This window comes from Nonomuraea sp. NPDC050663 (assembly GCF_044456985.1).
In the GTDB taxonomy this organism is placed as follows: domain Bacteria; phylum Actinomycetota; class Actinomycetes; order Streptosporangiales; family Streptosporangiaceae; genus Nonomuraea.
On record NZ_JBITGL010000002.1, the window covers coordinates 872,889 to 891,260 of the forward strand.

The 18,372-nt window shown below is 71.7% G+C and carries 17 protein-coding genes; 13 read left to right on the plus strand and 4 right to left on the minus strand.

Translation table 11 applies throughout. From position 1 onward, the window contains the following. The first annotated feature begins 26 nt into the window (after nt 1-26). From ACIBH1_RS08820 to ACIBH1_RS08845, 6 genes are all read left to right on the plus strand, one after another. Nucleotides 27-467 (plus strand): PH domain-containing protein, encoded by a 441-nt coding sequence (locus tag ACIBH1_RS08820; RefSeq protein WP_397313017.1) that lies wholly within the window; start codon nt 27-29, stop codon nt 465-467. Then, nucleotides 468-848, plus strand: a complete 381-nt coding sequence (locus ACIBH1_RS08825) for a hypothetical protein (protein WP_397313018.1) — start codon at nt 468-470, stop codon at nt 846-848. Between the two features lie 65 nt (nt 849-913). Next, nucleotides 914-1,774 carry an AAA family ATPase gene (locus ACIBH1_RS08830; protein ID WP_397313020.1) on the plus strand — a complete coding sequence of 287 codons (861 nt, stop codon included), beginning with the start codon at nt 914-916 and terminating at the stop codon, nt 1,772-1,774. Further along, complete coding sequence (locus ACIBH1_RS08835) at nt 1,771-2,862, plus strand: VWA domain-containing protein (RefSeq protein ID WP_397313021.1); 1,092 nt, start codon at nt 1,771-1,773, stop codon at nt 2,860-2,862. The genes ACIBH1_RS08830 and ACIBH1_RS08835 overlap by 4 nt, the downstream gene beginning before the upstream one ends. Continuing rightward, nucleotides 2,855-3,943 carry an XdhC family protein gene (locus ACIBH1_RS08840; protein WP_397313023.1) on the plus strand — a complete coding sequence of 363 codons (1,089 nt, stop codon included), beginning with the start codon at nt 2,855-2,857 and terminating at the stop codon, nt 3,941-3,943. The genes ACIBH1_RS08835 and ACIBH1_RS08840 overlap by 8 nt, the downstream gene beginning before the upstream one ends. A 21-nt stretch (nt 3,944-3,964) precedes the next feature. Then, nucleotides 3,965-4,531: an NTP transferase domain-containing protein gene (locus ACIBH1_RS08845; protein ID WP_397313024.1), complete on the plus strand. Its 567-nt coding sequence runs from the start codon at nt 3,965-3,967 to the stop codon at nt 4,529-4,531. Here ACIBH1_RS08845 and ACIBH1_RS08850 read toward each other — a convergent pair. Next, nucleotides 4,511-5,398 (minus strand): endonuclease/exonuclease/phosphatase family protein, encoded by an 888-nt coding sequence (locus tag ACIBH1_RS08850; RefSeq protein WP_397313025.1) that lies wholly within the window; start codon nt 5,396-5,398, stop codon nt 4,511-4,513. The two genes, ACIBH1_RS08845 and ACIBH1_RS08850, sit on opposite strands and share 21 nt — an antisense overlap. A gap of 57 nt (nt 5,399-5,455) precedes the next feature. Between ACIBH1_RS08850 and ACIBH1_RS08855 the strand changes: the two genes are divergently transcribed. Then, nucleotides 5,456-6,502: an LLM class F420-dependent oxidoreductase gene (locus tag ACIBH1_RS08855; RefSeq protein ID WP_397313027.1), complete on the plus strand. Its 1,047-nt coding sequence runs from the start codon at nt 5,456-5,458 to the stop codon at nt 6,500-6,502. A 182-nt stretch (nt 6,503-6,684) separates the two neighbouring features. Continuing rightward, complete coding sequence (locus ACIBH1_RS08860) at nt 6,685-7,983, plus strand: dicarboxylate/amino acid:cation symporter (protein WP_397313028.1); 1,299 nt, start codon at nt 6,685-6,687, stop codon at nt 7,981-7,983. A 498-nt stretch (nt 7,984-8,481) separates the two neighbouring features. Here the strand turns inward: ACIBH1_RS08860 and ACIBH1_RS08865 are convergent, their stop codons facing one another. After that, nucleotides 8,482-8,964, minus strand: coding sequence for a hypothetical protein (locus ACIBH1_RS08865; RefSeq protein ID WP_397313029.1), 483 nt, complete (start codon nt 8,962-8,964; stop codon nt 8,482-8,484). A gap of 84 nt (nt 8,965-9,048) precedes the next feature. After that, nucleotides 9,049-9,411, minus strand: coding sequence for a hypothetical protein (locus tag ACIBH1_RS08870; protein ID WP_397313030.1), 363 nt, complete (start codon nt 9,409-9,411; stop codon nt 9,049-9,051). 225 nt (nt 9,412-9,636) lie between these two features. Between ACIBH1_RS08870 and ACIBH1_RS08875 the strand changes: the two genes are divergently transcribed. Next, complete coding sequence (locus tag ACIBH1_RS08875) at nt 9,637-11,049, plus strand: serine/threonine-protein kinase (RefSeq protein WP_397313032.1); 1,413 nt, start codon at nt 9,637-9,639, stop codon at nt 11,047-11,049. A gap of 125 nt (nt 11,050-11,174) precedes the next feature. Here ACIBH1_RS08875 and ACIBH1_RS08880 read toward each other — a convergent pair whose 3' ends face one another. Next, on the minus strand, nt 11,175-12,944 hold the full coding sequence (locus ACIBH1_RS08880; protein ID WP_397313033.1) for a glycoside hydrolase family 9 protein: 1,770 nt from the start codon (nt 12,942-12,944) through the stop codon (nt 11,175-11,177). 145 nt (nt 12,945-13,089) lie between these two features. Between ACIBH1_RS08880 and ACIBH1_RS08885 the strand changes: the two genes are divergently transcribed. The 4 genes from ACIBH1_RS08885 (at nt 13,090) to ACIBH1_RS08900 (ending at nt 18,354) form a co-directional block, all read left to right on the plus strand. Then, entirely contained in the window at nt 13,090-14,118 is a 1,029-nt protein-coding gene (locus ACIBH1_RS08885; protein WP_397313035.1) for a M24 family metallopeptidase, read from the plus strand. Nucleotides 14,119-14,143: 25 nt separating this feature from the next. Next, on the plus strand, nt 14,144-14,704 hold the full coding sequence (gene efp / locus ACIBH1_RS08890; protein WP_397313036.1) for an elongation factor P: 561 nt from the start codon (nt 14,144-14,146) through the stop codon (nt 14,702-14,704). Further along, nucleotides 14,704-15,114, plus strand: coding sequence for a transcription antitermination factor NusB (nusB, locus tag ACIBH1_RS08895; RefSeq protein ID WP_181608437.1), 411 nt, complete (start codon nt 14,704-14,706; stop codon nt 15,112-15,114). Before efp ends, nusB begins: the two co-directional genes overlap by 1 nt. Nucleotides 15,115-15,240: 126 nt before the next feature. Then, entirely contained in the window at nt 15,241-18,354 is a 3,114-nt protein-coding gene (locus ACIBH1_RS08900) for an AfsR/SARP family transcriptional regulator (protein WP_397313037.1), read from the plus strand. The last annotated feature ends 18 nt before the right edge of the window (nt 18,355-18,372 follow it).

Genomic DNA, 18,372 nt, shown 5'->3' on the forward strand with positions numbered 1-18,372 from the left:
TCCATCGCCGCTGGTAGGTTGACCGGGTGAAACCTCCGGCCCTGCCCGTGACCTGGCGCCCCCACCGCACGCGGTTCGTCGCGTACGGCTTCGCGGCGCTGATCATGATCGGCGCGGTGGTCATGGCGCTGGCCATGGCCGAGCCGTGGACCTGGCTCGACCGGGTCTTCCTGGTCTTGTTCGCGGGCCTCGTCGCCGGCGTCCTCCACCTGCTGGCGCGGGTGCGGGTCACCGCCGACGAAAGGGGCCTGACGATCGTCAACGCGCTCAGGACCCACCGCCGCACCTGGCCGGAGATCATCGACGTGGGCATGGTCCCCGGCGAACCCTGGCCCAAGATCGACTTCGCCGACGGCACCTCCGTCGGCGTCATGGGCATCCAGGGCTCGGAGAAGGCCAACTCCGCCCGCGCCCTGGCCGAACTCGACGCCCTCATCCGTGACCACAGCGACTCCAAGGACATCTGAATGCCCGCCTCGGTCGACCTGACCTCCTGGCCCCTGATCCGCGCCGTCCAGGGCGGCCGCCTGACCGTCGAGGAGGCCGACTCCCTCGCCGCCGGCCTGAGCGAGGTCCTCGACCGGGCCCGCGCGGAGGACACCCGCTTCGCCATCGTGGTCGACCAGCGCGACCGCCAGGCACCCCAGAAGGGCGCCCTGGAGGGCATCCACGCCTTCTGGGCCGAGCACGCGGAGGAGATCGCCCGCTGGTGCTGCGGCTACGCCAGCGCCGTGGCGACGCAGGAGCTGGCCGACCTGGTGGTCAACCCGGGTCCCGGCGGGCTCGTGGTGTTCGGCTCCGTCGACTACGAAGAGGCCCTGTCGTGGGCGAAGTCCCGCCTGGAGTGATCGGCCCTTCCGCTTTCCGAGTGGCGCAGTAGCCTGAAAGCGTGCTGCGGCGGACAATCAGGGCAATGAACATCGAGTCGCCGGACAAGCTCGTCGAGCTGCTCGACCGGCATGCCTACCTGGCCGACGAGGGCCTGGCCACCGCGGCCTTCCTGGCCCTGCGCATGGGCCGCCCGCTCTTCCTCGAAGGCGACGCGGGCGTCGGGAAGACCGAGCTGGCCAAGGCGCTGGCCGGGCTGCTGAAGGCGCCGCTCATCCGCCTGCAGTGCTACGAGGGCATCGACGCCGCTCAAGCCCTCTACGACTGGGACTTCGCCCGGCAGCTCCTGCACCTCAGGGCCGCCGAGGCGGCGGGCGTGAACGACGTGGGCCGGCTGGAGGCCGAGGTCTACGACCGGCGGTTCCTGATCGCCCGGCCGCTGCTCAAGGCGATCGAGACGCAGCCCAGCGTGCTGCTCGTCGACGAGGTCGACCGGGCCGACGACGAGTTCGAGGCGTTCCTGCTGGAGGTGCTGTCCGACTTCACGATCAGCATCCCCGAGCTGGGCACCGTCAAGGCCTCGACGCCGCCGGTCGTGGTGGTGACCTCCAACCGCACCCGCGAGGTGCACGACGCGCTCAAGCGCCGCTGCCTCTACCACTGGCTGGAGCATCCCGACTTCGACCGGGAGGTGGCGATCCTGCTGCGCAAGGTGCCCGGGTGCGGCGAGCAGCTGGCGCTGCAGGTCGCCAAGGCGGCCGAGCGGCTGCGCGCGGCCGACCTGGTCAAGCCGCCCGGCATCGCCGAGACGATCGACTGGACCCAGGCGCTGCTGACGCTGGGCGCCAGGGACCTCGACCCGGACCTGGCCGCCAGGACCCTGGGGGCGGCGCTGAAGTACCGCGAGGACGTGCAGGCCGTCGTCTCGAACGGGTTGCTCGCATGACGATCGCCGCCACCATGATCGGATTCGCCCGCACCTTGCGGGCGGCCGGGGTGGCGGCCGACCACGAACGCACCCAGCATTTGCTCAGGGCGCTGGAGCACCTCGACGTCACCGACCGGCAGGGCGTGTACTGGGCCGGGCGCCTGACGTTGTGCGCCACCAAGGACGACCTGCCCCGCTACGACCGCTGCTTCGAGGCCTACTTCGGCGGCATGCGCGCCGGCCGTGCCCAGGTCAGGACCGTGACCAAGGGGCTGAGCGCGGTCGACGACGGCGACGGCGAGGGCCGGGGCCGCGCGTTGCGCGCCAGCGCCAGCGAGCTGGAGGTGCTGCGGCAGCGCGACGTGACCTCGCTGAGCGAGGCCGAGCGCGCCGAGGTGCACCGCCTGCTGGCCCTGCTGTCGGGCCGCCGCGCCAGGCGCAGCTCGCGCAGGTTCCGTACGGCACGCAGCGGCCCCCTCGACCGCGCCCGCACCGTCCGCCGGGCGCTCAAGCGCGGCGACGTCGCCGAGCTGCTGCACCACCGCCACGGCAGCAGGCCGCGCAAGGTGGTCCTGCTCGTCGACGTGAGCGGCTCGATGGCCGCCTACGCCGAGACGCTGCTGCGTTTCGCGCACGCGCTGGTCAGGAGCGAGCCGGGGGCGACCAGGGTGTTCTCGGTGGGCACCAGGCTGACCCCGATCACCGCGGAGCTGCGCCACCGCGATCCTGGTACGGCCCTGCGCGAGGTGTCGAGGAGCATCCCCGACTGGAGCGGCGGGACCCGCCTGGGCGAGGAGCTGCGCTACTTCCTGAAGCGGCACAGCGCGCGCGGGGCGATCACCGTGATCGCCTCGGACGGCTGGGAGCGCGGCGACCCGGCCCTGCTGGGCGAGCAGGTGGCCCGCCTGTCGCGCCAGGCGCACCGGCTGATCTGGGTCAACCCGCACAAGGGGCACGCGGGTTTCCAGCCGCTGACCGGGGGCATGCGTGCGGCTCTGCCGTACCTGGACGACCTGGTGGCCGGGCACAGCCTGGCCGCCTACGAGGATCTGGCGGAAAGGCTCTCGGGGGAGCGGCGAGGGACGGGAGGTCCGGTCCATGCGTGACGTGTTGCCCGAGATCATGCGCTGGTGGCGCTCGGGACTGAGGTTCGGCCTGGCCACGGTGGTGAGCACCTTCAGCAGCGCGCCGCGACCGCCGGGCGCGGCCATGGCGGTGCGCGGCGACGAGGTGGTGGGCAGTGTCTCGGGCGGCTGCGTCGAAGGCGCGGTGTTCGAGCTGGCCTCCGAGGTCGAGGCGCCGGTCCTGCAACGGTACGGCGTGAGCGACGACGACGCCTTCGCCGTGGGCCTGACCTGCGGCGGCATCATCGACATCCTCATCGAACCCATCTCTATCGAGACATATCCGGAAATGGGGGAGATCTACCGCTCCGTTCAGCGCCACGAGCCCGTCGCCGTCGCCACGGTCATCGACGGGCCGGGCGTCATCGGCGCCCGCAGGGTGATCTGGCCGGAACGTTCGTCCGGCACCCTGGGCGTCGACCGGCTCGACGACGCCGTCGACGACGACGCCAAGGGCATGCTGGCCCAGGGCCTGACCGGCGTGCGCCACTACGGCGGCCACGGCGAGCGCCGCCTCGACGAGCTGTCGGTGTTCGTGCAGTCGTTCGCCCCGCCCCCGCGCATGCTGGTCTTCGGGGCGATCGACTTCGCCGCCGCGGTGGCCAGGATCGGCAAGTTCCTCGGCTATCACGTGACCGTGTGCGACGCCCGGCCGGTCTTCGCCACGCCCAAACGTTTCCCCGACGCCGACGAGGTCGTCGTCAGGTGGCCGCACGACTACCTGGCCACGCAGACGGTCGACGAGCGCACGGTGATCTGCGTGCTCACCCACGACCCCAAGTTCGACGTGCCGCTCCTGGAGGTGGCGCTGAAGACCGACGCCGGCTACATCGGCGCCATGGGCTCGCGCCGCACCCACGACGACCGCCTCGACCGCCTGCGCGAGGCGGGCGTGCAGGAGGAGCAGCTGGAGCGCCTGCGCTCGCCCATCGGACTCGACCTGGGAGCGCGCACCCCGGAGGAGACGGCCGTGTCGATCGCCGCCGAGCTGATCCAGCTGCGCTGGGGAGGCACCGGACGGCCGCTGACCGACACCGAGGGGCGCATCCACGGCGAATCGTGATCAGCCTGCGACGATGGAGGCATGATGGACTCTCGGGTGGCGGGACTGCTGCTCGCCGCCGGCGGCGGCACTCGACTGGGCACGCCGAAGGCGGCCCTGGAGCACGATGGGGAACGCCTGGTCGACCGCGGTGTCCGGGTGCTGGAGGAGGGCGGCTGCCATCCGGTGGTCGTCGTGCTCGGCGCGGCGACCCTCCAGGTGCGGCGGGCGGTGGTGGTGCAGAACCCCGACTGGCGCTCCGGCATGGGCTCCTCGCTCTGCGTCGGCCTGCGGGCGCTGCCGCCGCAGGCGGAGAAGGTGGTCGTCGCCCTGGTCGACCAGCCCTTCGTGGCGCCCGAGGCGGTGCGCCTGCTGATCGGCAGCGGCGCCGGCGTGGCGGTGGCCACCTACGAGGGACGGCGCCGCAACCCGGTGCTCATCGCCCGCGAGCACTTCGAGCAGGTGATGGAGTACGCCGTCGGCGACGTGGGGGCCAGGGAGTTCCTGCGCGCCTACCCCGAACTGGTCGCCGACGTGGAGGTGCCGGGGGACCCCCGCGACATCGACACGCCCGAGGACCTGCGCTACCTACAACCGGAACGCGGCTAGCGCCGCGCGGTGGTCGCTGCCGCTCGCCGGGGCCACATCGGCCCAGGTGGCGGTCATGCCCCGGTAGAGGACATGGTCGGGCCGCACCACCGGGAACGATGAGGGCCAGGTGAAGCCGAACCCGTCGCCCGCCTCCGCCTGCGCGTTGAGCAGGGGAGGGGTCAGGCCGTCGAGGGCCCGGTCGGTGGTGGCGGTGTTCAGGTCGCCCAGCAGCAGGATGCGCTCGCTCGGGTCGTCGTCGATCAGCTCGCGCGCGGCCGCCAGCGACTTGTCGCGCGCCGTCGTCTGCCCCGGCCGCGCCGAGCCCAGGTGCATGACGTAGACGGTCACGTCGCCCTTCGGCGTCTTCAGTACGGCACGCAGCGCACGTTTCCAGCCCAGCCCCGGATCGATGGACTTGCGCTCCACGATGGGATAGCGGCTCCACAGGCCGATCGTCGAGACGGTGTAGCTGTTGTCGAACATCGTGTTGAGCTGCTTGGCCGCCGGTCCGCCAGGGGTCAGCTCCTGGGCGGCCAGCACGTCGAGGTCTCCGGCGACGGTCTTGACCGCCACGCCCGAGCTGTTGTTCACCACGCCCACGTTGACCGTGCCCACCCGCAGGTCGCTGTCGCCGCCCGGAGGGTTGGCCAGGGCGGTGCCGCCGTACATCACCGCCCACACCGCGCCGGGCACCAGCACCGCCGCCAGGGCCAGCCCCGAACGCGCGGCCAGGGCCAGCAGGAGCAGGACGGGAACCCCCCAGCCGAGCCAGGGCAGCACGCTCTCCAGGAGGGTCGTGAACCCCTCCAGGGGAGGCAGCAGGCTGTGCAGCGCCAGCACGGCGGCCAGCAGCAAGGAGGCGACGATGACAGCCCGCTTCAGCATCCCGCCAGGCTATTATGCGTAGCGACAGAACAAGATTCGGTTGGTGAGGGGTGCGGCATGCGAATCGGGATGGCACTGAACTATTCGGGCGGCTTCAAGGAGACCGTCGCCGAACTGGCCGACTTCGAGAAGGCCGGGCTCGACATCGTCTTCGTGGCCGAGGCCTACAGCTTCGACGCCGTCAGCCAGCTCGGATACATCGCCGCCCGCACCGAACGCCTGCAGATCGCCTCCGGCATCCTGCCCATCTACTCCCGCACCCCGACCCTCCTGGCCATGACCGCGGCCGGACTCGACTACGTCTCCGACGGGCGTTTCACCCTGGGCCTGGGCGCCTCCGGGCCGCAGGTGATCGAGGGATTCCACGGCGTGCCGTACACCGCTCCGCTGGGCCGTACCCGCGAGGTCATCGAGATCTGCCGCAAGGTGTGGGCCCGCGAGCGTGTCACCTACGAGGGCAAGCACTACACGCTGCCGCTGCCCGTCGAGCGCGGGACCGGCCTCGGCAAGCCGCTCAAGCTGATCAACCACCCGGTGCGCCAGAACATCCCCGTCCTCATCGCCGCCATCGGCCCGAAGAACGTCGAGCTGGCCGCCGAGATCGCCGACTCCTGGCAGCCGATCTTCTACCTGCCGGAGAAGGCCGCCGACGTCTGGGGCTCCTCGCTGGCCGCGGGCAAGGCCAAGCGCTCGCCCGAGCTCGGGGAGCTCGACACCGTCGGCCAGGCCTTCCTGGCGATCGGCAAGCCCGAGGAGGTGCGCCCCTACCTCGAGCTCGGCCGCCCGATGGCCGCGCTCTACATCGGCGGCATGGGCGCCAAGGGCAAGAACTTCTACAACGACCTGGCCCGCCGCTACGGCTTCGAGAAGGAGGCCGAGCAGATCCAGGAGCTGTACCTGTCGGGCAAGAAGGACGAGGCCGCCGCGCTGGTGCCGCAGGAGCTCATCGAGGGCATGTCGCTCATCGGCGACGAGGGCTTCGTGCGCGACCGCATCCAGGCGATGCGCGAGTCCGGTATCACCACGCTCAACGTGGCGCCCCTGGGCAGGACCCACGAGGAGCGCATCAAGCTCATCGAGAGGGTGCGCGAGCTCTCACTGTGACGTAGTTCACGAAATAGTGCGTATCGGGCGTCTGTTGTAAAAACCCGTGAGGTTTTCTGTGACGCACGTGTGGCTGGTGGAGCGGCTGCACATCGACCTGTGCCGGGCCACCGGCGCGACGCTCTGTCGCTGAGTCTCTTCTTCGCGTCCTTCCTCATCCCCCTTCTTTCGGAGCTCCACAAGTGAAGAGACTCAGCTTCTCCCTGCAACTTCTCCTCGGCCTGGTGGCGGGCGTCGCCCTGGGCCTGGTGGCCAGAACCTGGGACGTGTCCTGGCTGGCCGCCACCCTCACCCAGGTCGGCGCGATCTTCGTCCAGCTGCTCAAGCTGGCCGTGCCGCCGCTCGTCTTCACCGCGATCGTCGTCAGCATCGCCAACCTGCGCAACGTCGGCGGCGCCGCCCGGCTCGCCGGCAAGACCCTGCTGTGGTTCCTCATCACCGCCCTGATCGCGGTGGCCTTCGCCATCGCCCTCGGCCTGATCATCAACCCCGGCCAGGGCGTCACCCTCGACCTCGGCAAGGCAGAAGCGGTCGACCTCGAAGGCCGCGGCACCTGGTTCGACTTCCTCGTCGGCATCGTGCCCACCAACATCTTCACCGCCTTCACCGAGCCGAACGTGCTCCAGATCGTCTTCCTGGCCGTCGTCTTCGGAGCCGCCGCCATCGCCGTGGGCGAGAAGGCGGAGCCGTTCCTCAACCTCACCCGCTCGGTGCTCGAACTGGTCCAGAAGGCCCTGTGGTGGGTCATCCGCCTGGCCCCCATCGGTACGGCGGCGCTCATCGGCAAGTCGATCGCCAACTACGGCTGGGACCTGCTCGCCCCCTTCGCCAAGCTCACCGCCGGCGTCTACATCGGCTGCGCGATCGTGCTCGTCGTGATCTACCCGGTGCTGCTGCGCGTCTTCGGCAAGGTCAACCCGCTGCAGTTCTACAAGAAGATCTGGCCCGCCTTCGAGCTCGCCTTCGTCTCCCGCTCCAGCGTCGGCACCCTGCCCCTGACCCAGCGGGTCGCCGTCGAGCGCCTCGGCGTCGACCGCGACTACGCCAGCTTCTCCGTGCCGTTCGGCGCGACCACCAAGATGGACGGCTGCGCCTCGGTCTACCCGGCGCTCGCCGCGATCTTCATCGCGCAGATCTTCGGCATCCAGCTCGGAGTCGGCGACTACCTGCTCATCGCCCTCGTGTCGGTGATCGGCTCCGCGGCCACCGCGGGCCTCACCGGCGCGATCGTGATGCTCAGCCTCACGCTGACCACGCTCGGGCTGCCCCTGGAGGGGGTCGGGCTGCTGCTGGCGATCGACCCGATCCTCGACATGATCCGCACCGCCACCAACGTGACGGGACAGCTGGTCGTGCCGGTCATCGTGGGCCGCTCGGAGGGCAAGCTGGACGACACCGTGTACGACGCTCCTCCGCAGGACCTGGACGACGAGCCCGCACAGCCGCCCGCCGACCGGGACAGGGAACCGGCGCTGGCCTGACGTCAGACGTGGGTTCGCGAGGGCGGGGAGCTTCGGCTCTCCGCCCTTTCCGCCCCGTAAGGGAGTTCTCACCTGCCCCGGCGCCCCACGCCCGTCGTCGTGGGTAGCGTGGAGATCGAGGTGCCCCGGTCCGTGGGGAAGCGGAGCTGGGGCATCTCTCAGAGCGTCCCGCCGCGTGCGTCCCTGGTCGCGGATCGTTCGTGCCGGTCACGCGTGGGCAGGCAACTCCGCGGGACGCCGGGTGTCGCAGCGGTGGCCGCGCAGTATGTCCTGCCACACGGCTCGGGCGTCGGTGTATCGGCCCCGGGCGGTCTCTTCGCAGACGCCGTCCGTCGTTCGCAGGACGAGGTACTGGCCCCCCTCGGAGGCCCACTCGAGCCCGCAGCAGCTCGTCTCGGTGACTCGCGTGACGGCTCGGGCGAGGTGTGGCTCGAACATGCACTCTTCTTCGTCGGCGACGCGGCGGCGGACGCGTGTGGAGGGATTCTCGTCCACGGATCAGGTGAGCGGCCAGCCGCGAATGAAGATCACGGCCATGCTCAGTGCCTCCAGCGCCAGACCCACGTACATCAGCATCTGACCCGCCTGATACCACCGCTTCTTCCGCTCCCACACCCCGTATCTGCCCGCCCAGAGCTGGCGGGCGTGCTTGGCGTCGGCCGAGGCGAGGCTGCGCACGATCGCCATGCGCGCGTAGTGCACCGCACGCACGTAGCCGAAAAAGGCGATCGCCGAGGCGCCGAGCGCGAGCAACCCGAGGAAGAGCGTCAGCCGCACCGCCAGGACCTGTCCGAAGACCAGCTCGTGCGGGAGCTGGGTGAGGAAGACGGCGACCACGGCGAGGGCGAGTGACACGTTGAGCGTCACATGGCGGGCGTCCTCGGCGGCCGTCTCGACCAGGCCCTTGATGTATTCGACGCGCAGTTCCTCCGGGCCTTCCAGATCGGACAGGTCCGGCGGGTAGTGGATCTCGTCGCTCACGTGCACCTCCGCATGGAGATCTGCCGCACGCCGCCCGGAGTTACGGCCACCGCGTGGCGGTCACGCGGTGGCCGTCCCCGCGTGCTAGGCGGTGAAGGAGCGCGAGCCGCGCGAGATGGTGGTGCCGCGCTCGCCCCAGTAGGACCGGGCGGTCGCCGTGTAGGTGGCGTTCTCGGTCAGGCTGAGGGTCCAGCAGAGGCTGCCCGGGTCGCCGTAGTAGTTGTTGTTGTCACGGTAGGTCCGGCCGTTGATGCGCACCTCGACCCAGCGGGCGCCCTCGCTGTCGTAGGCCTCGACGCAGAGCCGGTTGCCCGAGTCGACGTAGGTGATCAGGCCGTCGCCCACGTTCCAGGAGAACGAGCTGGCGGAGGCGGGCTGGGCGATGGCCAGGGTGGCGGCGGCGAAGCCGATTCCGGCGACGGCGGTCTTGACAATGTTCTTCAGCATTGCTTTCCCTTCCGAATCTGGCGGAACGACACGATCTTGGATCGGGTCGTCGACCAGCGGAAGGTCGTCGAAAGAGTGTTCCTCCACGCTTTGCCGGGCATGCGGAAACGTTAATTCCCGGAGTGCGGGCGAGGCCGTCCATTCATCGGCTCTTCTTCCTTCAAGTGCGCGACCGTTGTGACCGATGGGGCAGGGGTGCTCTCCGTCCCCTTTATTGTGTCTTGGGTGAGCGATGGACAGATGCCGGAACAGGTGCTGAGCGGGCGTTACCGGCTGGATGAGGTGATCGACCGCACCGGCACCAGCGAGGTCTGGCGCGGCCACGACCTGCAGGCGGACTGGGCCGTCGCGGTCAAGCTCCTGGAGGAGGGCGGCGACGCCGTCACGCGGGGCCGCTTCGCCCGCCGGGCGCAGGCGCTCGCCACCGTGCTGCACCCCAACGTGGTGACCGTGCTCGACGTGGGCGACCGCTTCGTCGTCATGGAGTACCTGCCCGGCAAGGGCCCGGCGGGACCCAGCCCCTCCGACGAGGTGCGCACCGTGCTGGCGCAGGTCGCGTCGGGTCTGGAGGCGGCGCACCGGTCCGGCATCGTCCACGGCAACCTCAGCCCCGCCGACATCCGGCGCGCCGGCAGCGGGGTGCTCAAGGTGACCGGGTTCGGGCTGCTCGGCGACGGCCTGCCCGTTCCCGAGGTGCCGGTGACCCCCTACCGCGCTCCCGAGCAGCTCGACGGGGAGACCGGCAAGCCCGCCGACGTCTACGCCCTGGGCTGCGTCGCCTACGAGCTGCTCACCGGCCAGCCGCCGTTCGAGGGCGACGACCTGGAGGCGCAGCACCGCACCGCCAAGCCGGAGCGGCTGTCGGGCGTCCCGGAGGAGCTCGGCACGCTGGTGCAATCGTGCCTGGCCAAGGAGCCCGCCGCCCGTCCCACCATCTCCGCCGTACGGCAGGCGCTCACCAGCCCGCTCGGCGCCCCCCGCGAGCCGGTGGCCGCGTCGGCGTCCCAGCCGATGTACGGCACCGCGGTGATGGAGCAGCCGCTGGGCGACGAGACCGCCCTGTTCGAGCAGCGCCACGAGGATCTCGACCGTCCCGACAGGCGCATGCTCGTGCAGCTGGGCATCGCCCTGGCGATCATCGTGGCGGCGGTGGCGGCCTTCGCCTTCTGGCCGCGCGGCTCCGAGACGCCGGACCCGGTCGTGCAGGCGACGCCGTCCACGGTGACCGGGGAGCCGACCCCCGAGCCGACCCCGTCCGAGACGCCGACCCCGTCCGAGAGTCAGGTGCCGCCCTCGACCATCGGGCCGGTCCAGACGCTCGGGCCGCAGCCGGTGGGCGACACCTACGAGCTGCGCACCGACGTGCCCCCGCCGGGAGGGTGGGACACGTGGCTGTCGCGCTTCCACGAGGCCGTCGAGGACGAGGAGGACGCCCGCGCCATCGAGCCCGGCGTCGCGCAGCGTGCCCACCGCGAGATCGACGACGCCGCCAGGCGGATCCGCGAGGGGCGCATCGATCGCGGCATCAAGGATCTGCGGAAGGTGGCCAGGGAGCTGGGCGAGGCCCGCGATCGCGGCGACGTGCGGGGGGACGGGTCGCTGAGCGAGTTCCTGACCAAGTTCGGCCTCTGGCCCTGAGCCCTGAGCCCTGAGCACTGGGCCAAGGAAGGCCGTGACCCAGGGAGGCCGTGGCCCAGCGGCTCGCGCCTCCGGTGCGGTGTGGGCCGCTTGCCGTACCGGAGGCGCGAGCCAGGCGCCGAGGGTCAGTCGCCCGCCATCAGCGTCAGCGCGTAGAACGCGATCGCCGCGAAGTCGTCGGCCGGCTCGGAGGCCTGCCACGACCGCACGTCGTCCACGAACCGGCTGTCGTGCCCGGTGAACTTCTCGTACCGGTCCACCTCGTCCGCCGGGCAGGCGGGCATCTCGTCGAAGCGCCCGCCGAGCCCGCCCTCGAACAGCGAGACGTTGTTGGGCCCGTTCACCACGGCCCCGACGACCGGCTTCCCGGTGATGTTGGAGATCTGGTAGTGCGGGCACCTGATCGCGTTCTCGCCGACCCCGGCGACGAACGACACGCCCCACGGGTTGCCTCCGAGCGCCCAGTTGCGCTGCTGGGTGCCGAAGGCGTCGTAGGAGCGGTCGCCGGTGACCCGCTTGTACAGCCGCGAGGTCGCCGCCAGCCCGAACGTGCGCGGCACGGAGTCGAACTGGTCGTAGCGCGCCCCTGCGCGGAAGGGGTCGGCCGCGGCGCGGCCCAGGCCGATCTCCAGCTGGTCCTTCAGGCCGGCGATCAGCCCGGCCTCGTCGACGGCCAGCCCGGTGGCGCGGGACTTGCGCAGCGCCTTGACAAGGTCGGCGTGGGCCAGGGCGCTGACGTCGTAGAGGTTGAGCGTGTCGCCCGCCTCGTGCTCCAGGTACTGCGCCGCCCAGTGCGCGGCCTGCCGTACCCATTCGGTGGCCCGCGGGTCGCGCAGCCTTAGCGCGGCCAGGGCCAGCTGGGCGCCGCCGAGCTCCATGTCGTCGCGCCACACGCTCTCGGGGTAGAACGCGTGCGGCAGGCTGGTCACGAGCTGGCCGACGCCGTCCGTCTTGGCCATGGCGTAGACGGAGGCCGCCTTCTCGAGCCACTGCGCGGCCTTGCGCGGGTCCGGCTCCACCTGCGCGGCCAGGGCGAAGGCGGCGGCGGTACGGCCGGCCAGGTTGGGGCTGATCGGCTCGCCTGGGGCGGCGGCGCGGAAGACGGGGCGGTTGCGGATGAACTGGCGCCCCTCGGCCGTGTCGTGGTCGTCGGCCTCGGGCAGGCGCCAGATGTCGTGGTCGCCGGCGAAGGTGCCCTCGGCGTTGCCGGCGCCGATGCCGACCTGGATGTAGAGCGTCTTGGTCTGCTCGTCCCACATCTTGTCGAGGTACTTCAGCCCGTGGGTGGCCTCGGCGCGCAGGCGCGGGTCGACGGCTCCGTCCCTCTTGGCCGCCCAGAGCATCGTGTCGACGTAGGACAGGATGTGGGTGAACTTGAGGTAGTCGCCGGCGTCGAACCAGCCGCCCTCGACGTCGACCGGGCCGCCGATCTTCGTCAGCTCGCCCTTGATCTGGTCGGTGTCGGGCCCGGTGAAGACGGGCCAGTCGTAGACCGAGGCGCTGCGGTCGTTGAGGTGGCTGGGCTTGCGCAGGGCGTCGGCACCGTCGCGCTGGCCGCCGAAGAAGGTCACGATCTTGGCGGCGGGCACCGCCAGGAGTGCTGCGGGGGCGATCGTGAACTCGGCGGAGACCAGGGAGCCCGCCTTGATGCGGTAGTTGCCGGGGACGCGCAGGCGGCTCAGGTCCAGGTCGTAGACGTGGGGGTAGGCGGCGTTCCAGGTGCCGAGGTCACGCCCCGCCGTACCCTTGAGGACCTGGCGGCCCCGGCGGTCGACGACCGTGAAGCGGGTGGCCGGGGCGCCGGCCTCGGTCATCAGGTAGGCGTGCTTGGCTTCGCCGGGGGCGAAGCCGACCTGGTCGACCCGGATGAAACCCTGCGCACCGGGTGAGGCCATCGCGGGACTCCCTGTGATCACGACTGCTAGCGCGGCTGCGGCGGCGGCGAATCTCATAAGACCTCCAAAGTTAGGAAACCTTCCTAACTTGCTGGGGACGGTAGTCGGGACGCGAGGCGAAGGTCAATACGCGTACATTGACGAAATGACCGTCAATTACGGAGAGCGCCGGGCACAACTGGCGGCGATCCTGCCCGGGGTGCCCGCTCTGCTGGTCACCCGCCCGGTGAACGTGCGCTACCTGACCGGACTGGACAGCTCGAACGCGGCCGTCCTGGTCTGGGCCGACGGCTCGGCCACCCTGGCCACCGACTCGCGATACATCGAGATGACCCGCGGCCTCGACATCGAGGTCGTCGAGGACCGCGACGTGGTCGGCCGCCTGGCCGCGCAGGGCGTCGGCGTCGAGGCCACCCACATGACCGTGGCCGCCTTCCGCCGCCTCAACGGCGTCGTCCCCCTCGACCCGCTCGTCGAGCAGCTCAGGATGGTCAAGGACGAGCACGAGATCGAGCTGCTCCGTACGGCATGCGCCATCTCCGACCGCGCCTTCAGCGACATCTCCGGCAGCATCCGCCCCGGCGTGTCGGAGAAGGACCTCGCCCGCATCCTCGAAGCCCGGATGATCGAACTGGGCGCCGACAAGCCCGCCTTCGACACCATCGTGGCGGCGGGGGAGAACGGCGCGGTGCCCCACCACTCGCCGACCGACCGGCAGCTGCACCCCGGCGACCTCGTCACCATCGACTTCGGCGCCCGCTACCGCGGCTACCACGCCGACATGACCAGGACCGTGGCGCTCGGCCACGTCGCCGACTGGCAGCGCGAGCTGTACGACCTGGTCGCCGCGGCGCAGCAGGCCGGCGTCGAGGCGGTCAAGCCCGGGGCGATCGCGGGAGATCTGGACGCCGTCTCGCGCTCGATCATCGAGGCCGCCGGGCACGGCGAGGACTTCCGGCACGGCCTGGGACACGGCGTCGGCCTGGAGATCCACGAGGACCCGTTCCTGGGCCCCGCTCGTACCGGTAAACTAGAGGATCGAGTTCCTGTGACCGTGGAGCCGGGGGTCTACCTTCCCGGCCGGGGCGGGATCCGCATCGAGGACACCCTGGTGGCCCGCGACGCGGGACCGGAACTCCTCACCAAGACGACCAAGGAGCTGCTCGTCCTTTGAGCGGCCGCACCCGGGAGAATGACGAGTGGCGACGACCAACGACCTGAAGAACGGCCTGGTGCTGAAGCTCGACGGTGGTGAGCTCTGGTCCGTCGTGGAGTTCCAGCACGTCAAGCCCGGCAAGGGTGGCGCCTTCGTGCGCACCAAGCTCAAGAACGTGCTCTCGGGCAAGGTCGTCGACAAGACCTTCAACGCCGGCGTGAAGGTCGAGGTGGCCAACGTCGACAAGCGCGAGATGCAGTTCTCCTACAAGGACGGCGACGACTTCGTCTTCATGGACACCGAGACCTTCGACATGGTCAACGTGCCCTCCAAGACCGTCGGCGGCGCCGCCAGCTACATGCTCGAGAACACCAACGCCACGGTGGCCTTCAACGAGGGCGCGGCGCTCTACGTCGACCTGCCCGCCGCGGTCGAGCTGATCATCGCCAACACCGAGCCGGGCCTGCAGGGCGACCGCTCCACCGGCGGCACCAAGCCGGCCACCCTCGAGACCGGCGCCGAGATCAAGGTGCCGCTCTTCATCACGACCGGCGAGAAGGTCAAGGTCGACACCCGCAGCGGCGAGTACCTCGGCCGCGCCTGATGTCCGCACGCGGTAAGGCGCGACGGCGCGCGCTCGACATCCTCTTCGAGGCGGAGCTGCGGGAATCCGACCCGCTGGCCATCCTCGCCGAGCGGGTGGCGCGCGCCGAGCCGCCGGTCAACGAATACACCTCGGCCATCGTCGAAGGCGTGGTCCGCCACCGTGACCGCATCGACGAGCTGATCACCACCTACGCCGAGGGCTGGACCCTCGAGCGCATGCCCGCGGTCGACCGCAACCTGCTGCGCGGCGGCACCTACGAGCTGCTGTGGATGCCCGACGTGCCCGAGGGCGTGGTCATCAGCGAGTGGGTGCACCTGGCCAGCGAGCTGTCCACCGACGACTCGCCGACCTTCATCAACGGGCTGCTCGCGCGCTTCAAGGCCCTCAAGCCCACGCTCGCGCTCTGAGCCCGGACGGCGGTCGCGCCTTACCCCGGACGCCGGGGGCGCCACGGCGACGGCGCCAGCAGACCCTCCGGGGTCCGCTCCCGCGGATCTTCGGCGCTGTCGGCGCCCGATGGTACGGTGACCGCCATGGCGGTTGACGAGGTCGAGTTCAGGATCCTCGGTCCGCTCGAAGCCGTGGTCCACGGGCGTGTGGTCAAGCTGGGCGGGCCACGGGCCCAGGCGGTCCTGGCGACGCTCCTGCTCGACCACGGCCGCCCCGTCTCCGTCGACCGGCTGGCCACCCTGTGGGGCCACCCGCAGCCCTCCTCGGTGCGCAACCAGGTCATGATCGCCGTCGGCACGCTCCGCAAGGCCCTGCGCGAGGCGGGCGCCAAGGAGACGATCATCGAGACCGTCGGGCAGGGCTACCGCGTCGCCACCGGCAGCCTCGACGCCCGCTCGTTCGAGGAGGGCGTCACCGCCGCGCGCCAGGCGGCGGCGGGCGGACGCCACGCCGCGGCCGCCGTGCTCTACTCCCAGGCCCTGGCCACCTGGCGCGGACCCGCGCTGGCCGGGCTCGACCTCGGCACGAGCGTCACCGCCGAACGCTGGAACGACCTGCGTCCCGCCGCCGCCGAGGAGTGGGCGGAGCAGGAGCTCGCCCTCGGCCATCACCGCGAGGCCGCCGCCGAGCTGCGGGCCTGGCTCGCCGAACACCCCCTGCGCGAGCGCCTGCGCGGTCTGCTGATGCTGGCCCTGTACCGGAGCGGGCGCAAGGCCGAGGCCCTGGAGACCTACCGCGAGGGCCGCACGCTGCTCAGCGAGGAGCTCGGCCTCGACCCCGGCCCCGAGCTGCGCCGCCTGGAGGAGGCGATCCTCAACGACTCGCCCGAGCTCGAACCCGGGCCGGGCGCGACCTCCGGGCCGCGTGTCATCCCCGCCGAGCTGCCCTCCGACGTGGCCGGGTTCGCGGGCCGGGTGGGCGATCTCGACCAGCTGAAACGGTGCCTGTCGCCCGACTCCGCCACCACCGCCCCGATCGTCGTGGTGTCGGGAAGCGCGGGCGTCGGCAAGACGGCGCTGGCCGTACGTTTCGGTCACCTGATGGCCGACGAGTTCCCCGACGGGCAGCTCTACGTCAACCTGCACGGCTACTCCCGGGCCCCGGCCATGAGCGCTCTGGAGGCGCTCACCCGGCTGCTCGGCTCCCTGGGGCTGGCGGCCGACCAGGTCCCGGCCGACGAGGACGCCGCCGCCGGGCTCTACCGCTCGCAGATGTCCGGGCGCCGGATGCTCGTCCTGCTCGACAACGCCTTATCGGCCGAGCAGGTCAGGCCCCTGCTGGCGGCGGCGCCCGGCAGCGTGGTGATCGTCACCAGCCGCGACCGGCTCACGGGCCTGGTCGCCAGCCACGGCGTGCGGCGCCTCCCGCTCGACGTGCTTCCGGTCGACGAGGCGCTGGACCTGGTGGGGGCGGTGGCCGGGTCCGAGAGCCTGGCCGCCGAGCCCGAGGCGGCGCTCGAACTGGTCAGGCTCTGCGGCGCGCTGCCGCTGGCCCTGCGCGTCGCCGCCGCCACCCTGGCCGACCACCAGCACCCGGGCCATGACCCCGGCCGTGACCTTGGCCGTGACCTTGGCCATGGCCCCGGCCGTGACCCCGGCCGTGACCCGGGTCTTGGCGCGGCCCCGGGCAAGGAGGGCGGCGCGCTGGCGGGCTATGTGGCCGCGCTGGCCGCAGGGCGGCTCGACACGTTGCGGATCGACGGCGACATGGCCGTCGGCGGCGCGCTGGAGCTGACCTACGCCCGGCTCCCGCAGCCCGCGCGCCGCCTGTTCCGCCTGCTCGGCCTCATGCCCGGCCAGGACATCACCACGGGCTCCGCCGCCGCCCTGTGCGGCCTCGGCCACGACGCGGCGGGCCCGCTGCTCGACCGGCTCGCCACCGCCAGCCTCCTCGAAGAGCACAGGACCGGCCGCCTGACCTTCCACGACCTCGTGCGCGAACACGCCCACGAGGTGGCCATGCGCGAGGAGCCCTACCCCGAGCGCCAGGCCGCCCTGACCCGCCTGCTCGACCACTACCGCCACCTGGCCGACGCCGCCCACGACCTGATCAACCCCAACCGCAGGCGCCTGCTCCCGCCCCCGCCCAAGCCGGTGGGAGACCAGCCGGGCCACGCCGACCGGCAGGCCGCGATGGCCTGGCTCGACGGCGAGTGCGGCAACGTCATCGCCGCCGTCCGCGCGGCCGTCCAGGCGGCCGGGCACGCCGCCTCCGACCGGCGGCACGACGAGCACGTGTGGCAGATCGCCACCGACCTCAACCCCTACCTCATGGTGCGCGGCCGGTTCGCCGAGAGCGCGGCCCTGAGCGACGTGGCCGCCGCGGCAGCCCGCCACCTGGGCAGGCCGCGGTTCGAGGCGCTGTCGCTGTTCGCCGCCGCCCTGGCCGCGCAGGCGCACACCGGCCGCTACCGCCAGGTCCTGGCCTCGCTGCAGCGGGCGCTCGACCTGGCCGACGCGGCGGGCGACCGGTGGATCCAGGCGCAGTGCCTCGGTCTGGCCGGCTACCTCCACCACTACCTCGGCGACTACCCCGAGGCGGTGCGCTGCCAGCGCCAGGCGATCGCCGCCCACGAGGAGGTCGGCAACGTCCTCAAGCAGGGCCTGGCCCACTCCGACCTGGCCGGCACGTTGATCGTGCTCGGACAGTACGGCCCGGCCGACGAGTCGCTGGAGCGCGCCCTGACGATCTTCCGCGAGATCGGCTTCCAGCTCGGCGAGGCCGCCGCCCTGCACCACCGGGCCGAGTCGCTGTGCGGCCAGGGGCTCCACGAGCAGGCGCTCGACAGCCTGGCCGACAGCCGCCGCCTGCTCACCGCGCTCGGCGACCCCGTCATGCTGGCCACCGTCGTCGGCTCCACCGGCGACACGCTGCGGCGGCTTGGACGCCTGCCCGAGGCGCGCGCGGAGCTCGACGAGGCGTTCGCCATCATCGAGGGGCTCGCCGCCATGAGCGTGTCGGCGGCGCTCTCCAACCAGCTCGGCCTGCTCCTGGCCGAGCAGGGCGACCCGCTGTCGGCCGTCACCGCGCACGAGAAGGCGCTGCGCCTGGCCGCCGAGGGCGAGCTGCGCCTGGAGGAGGCGCGTGCCCACCACGGCCTGGCCGCCGCCCGCCTGGCGTGCGGCGCCGAGGCCGCGGCGGCGGAGCACCGCGAGCGGGCCGCCGCCCTGTTCGACGCGCTCGGCGTCAGCCCCTGACCCCTTGGCGGGGGCTAC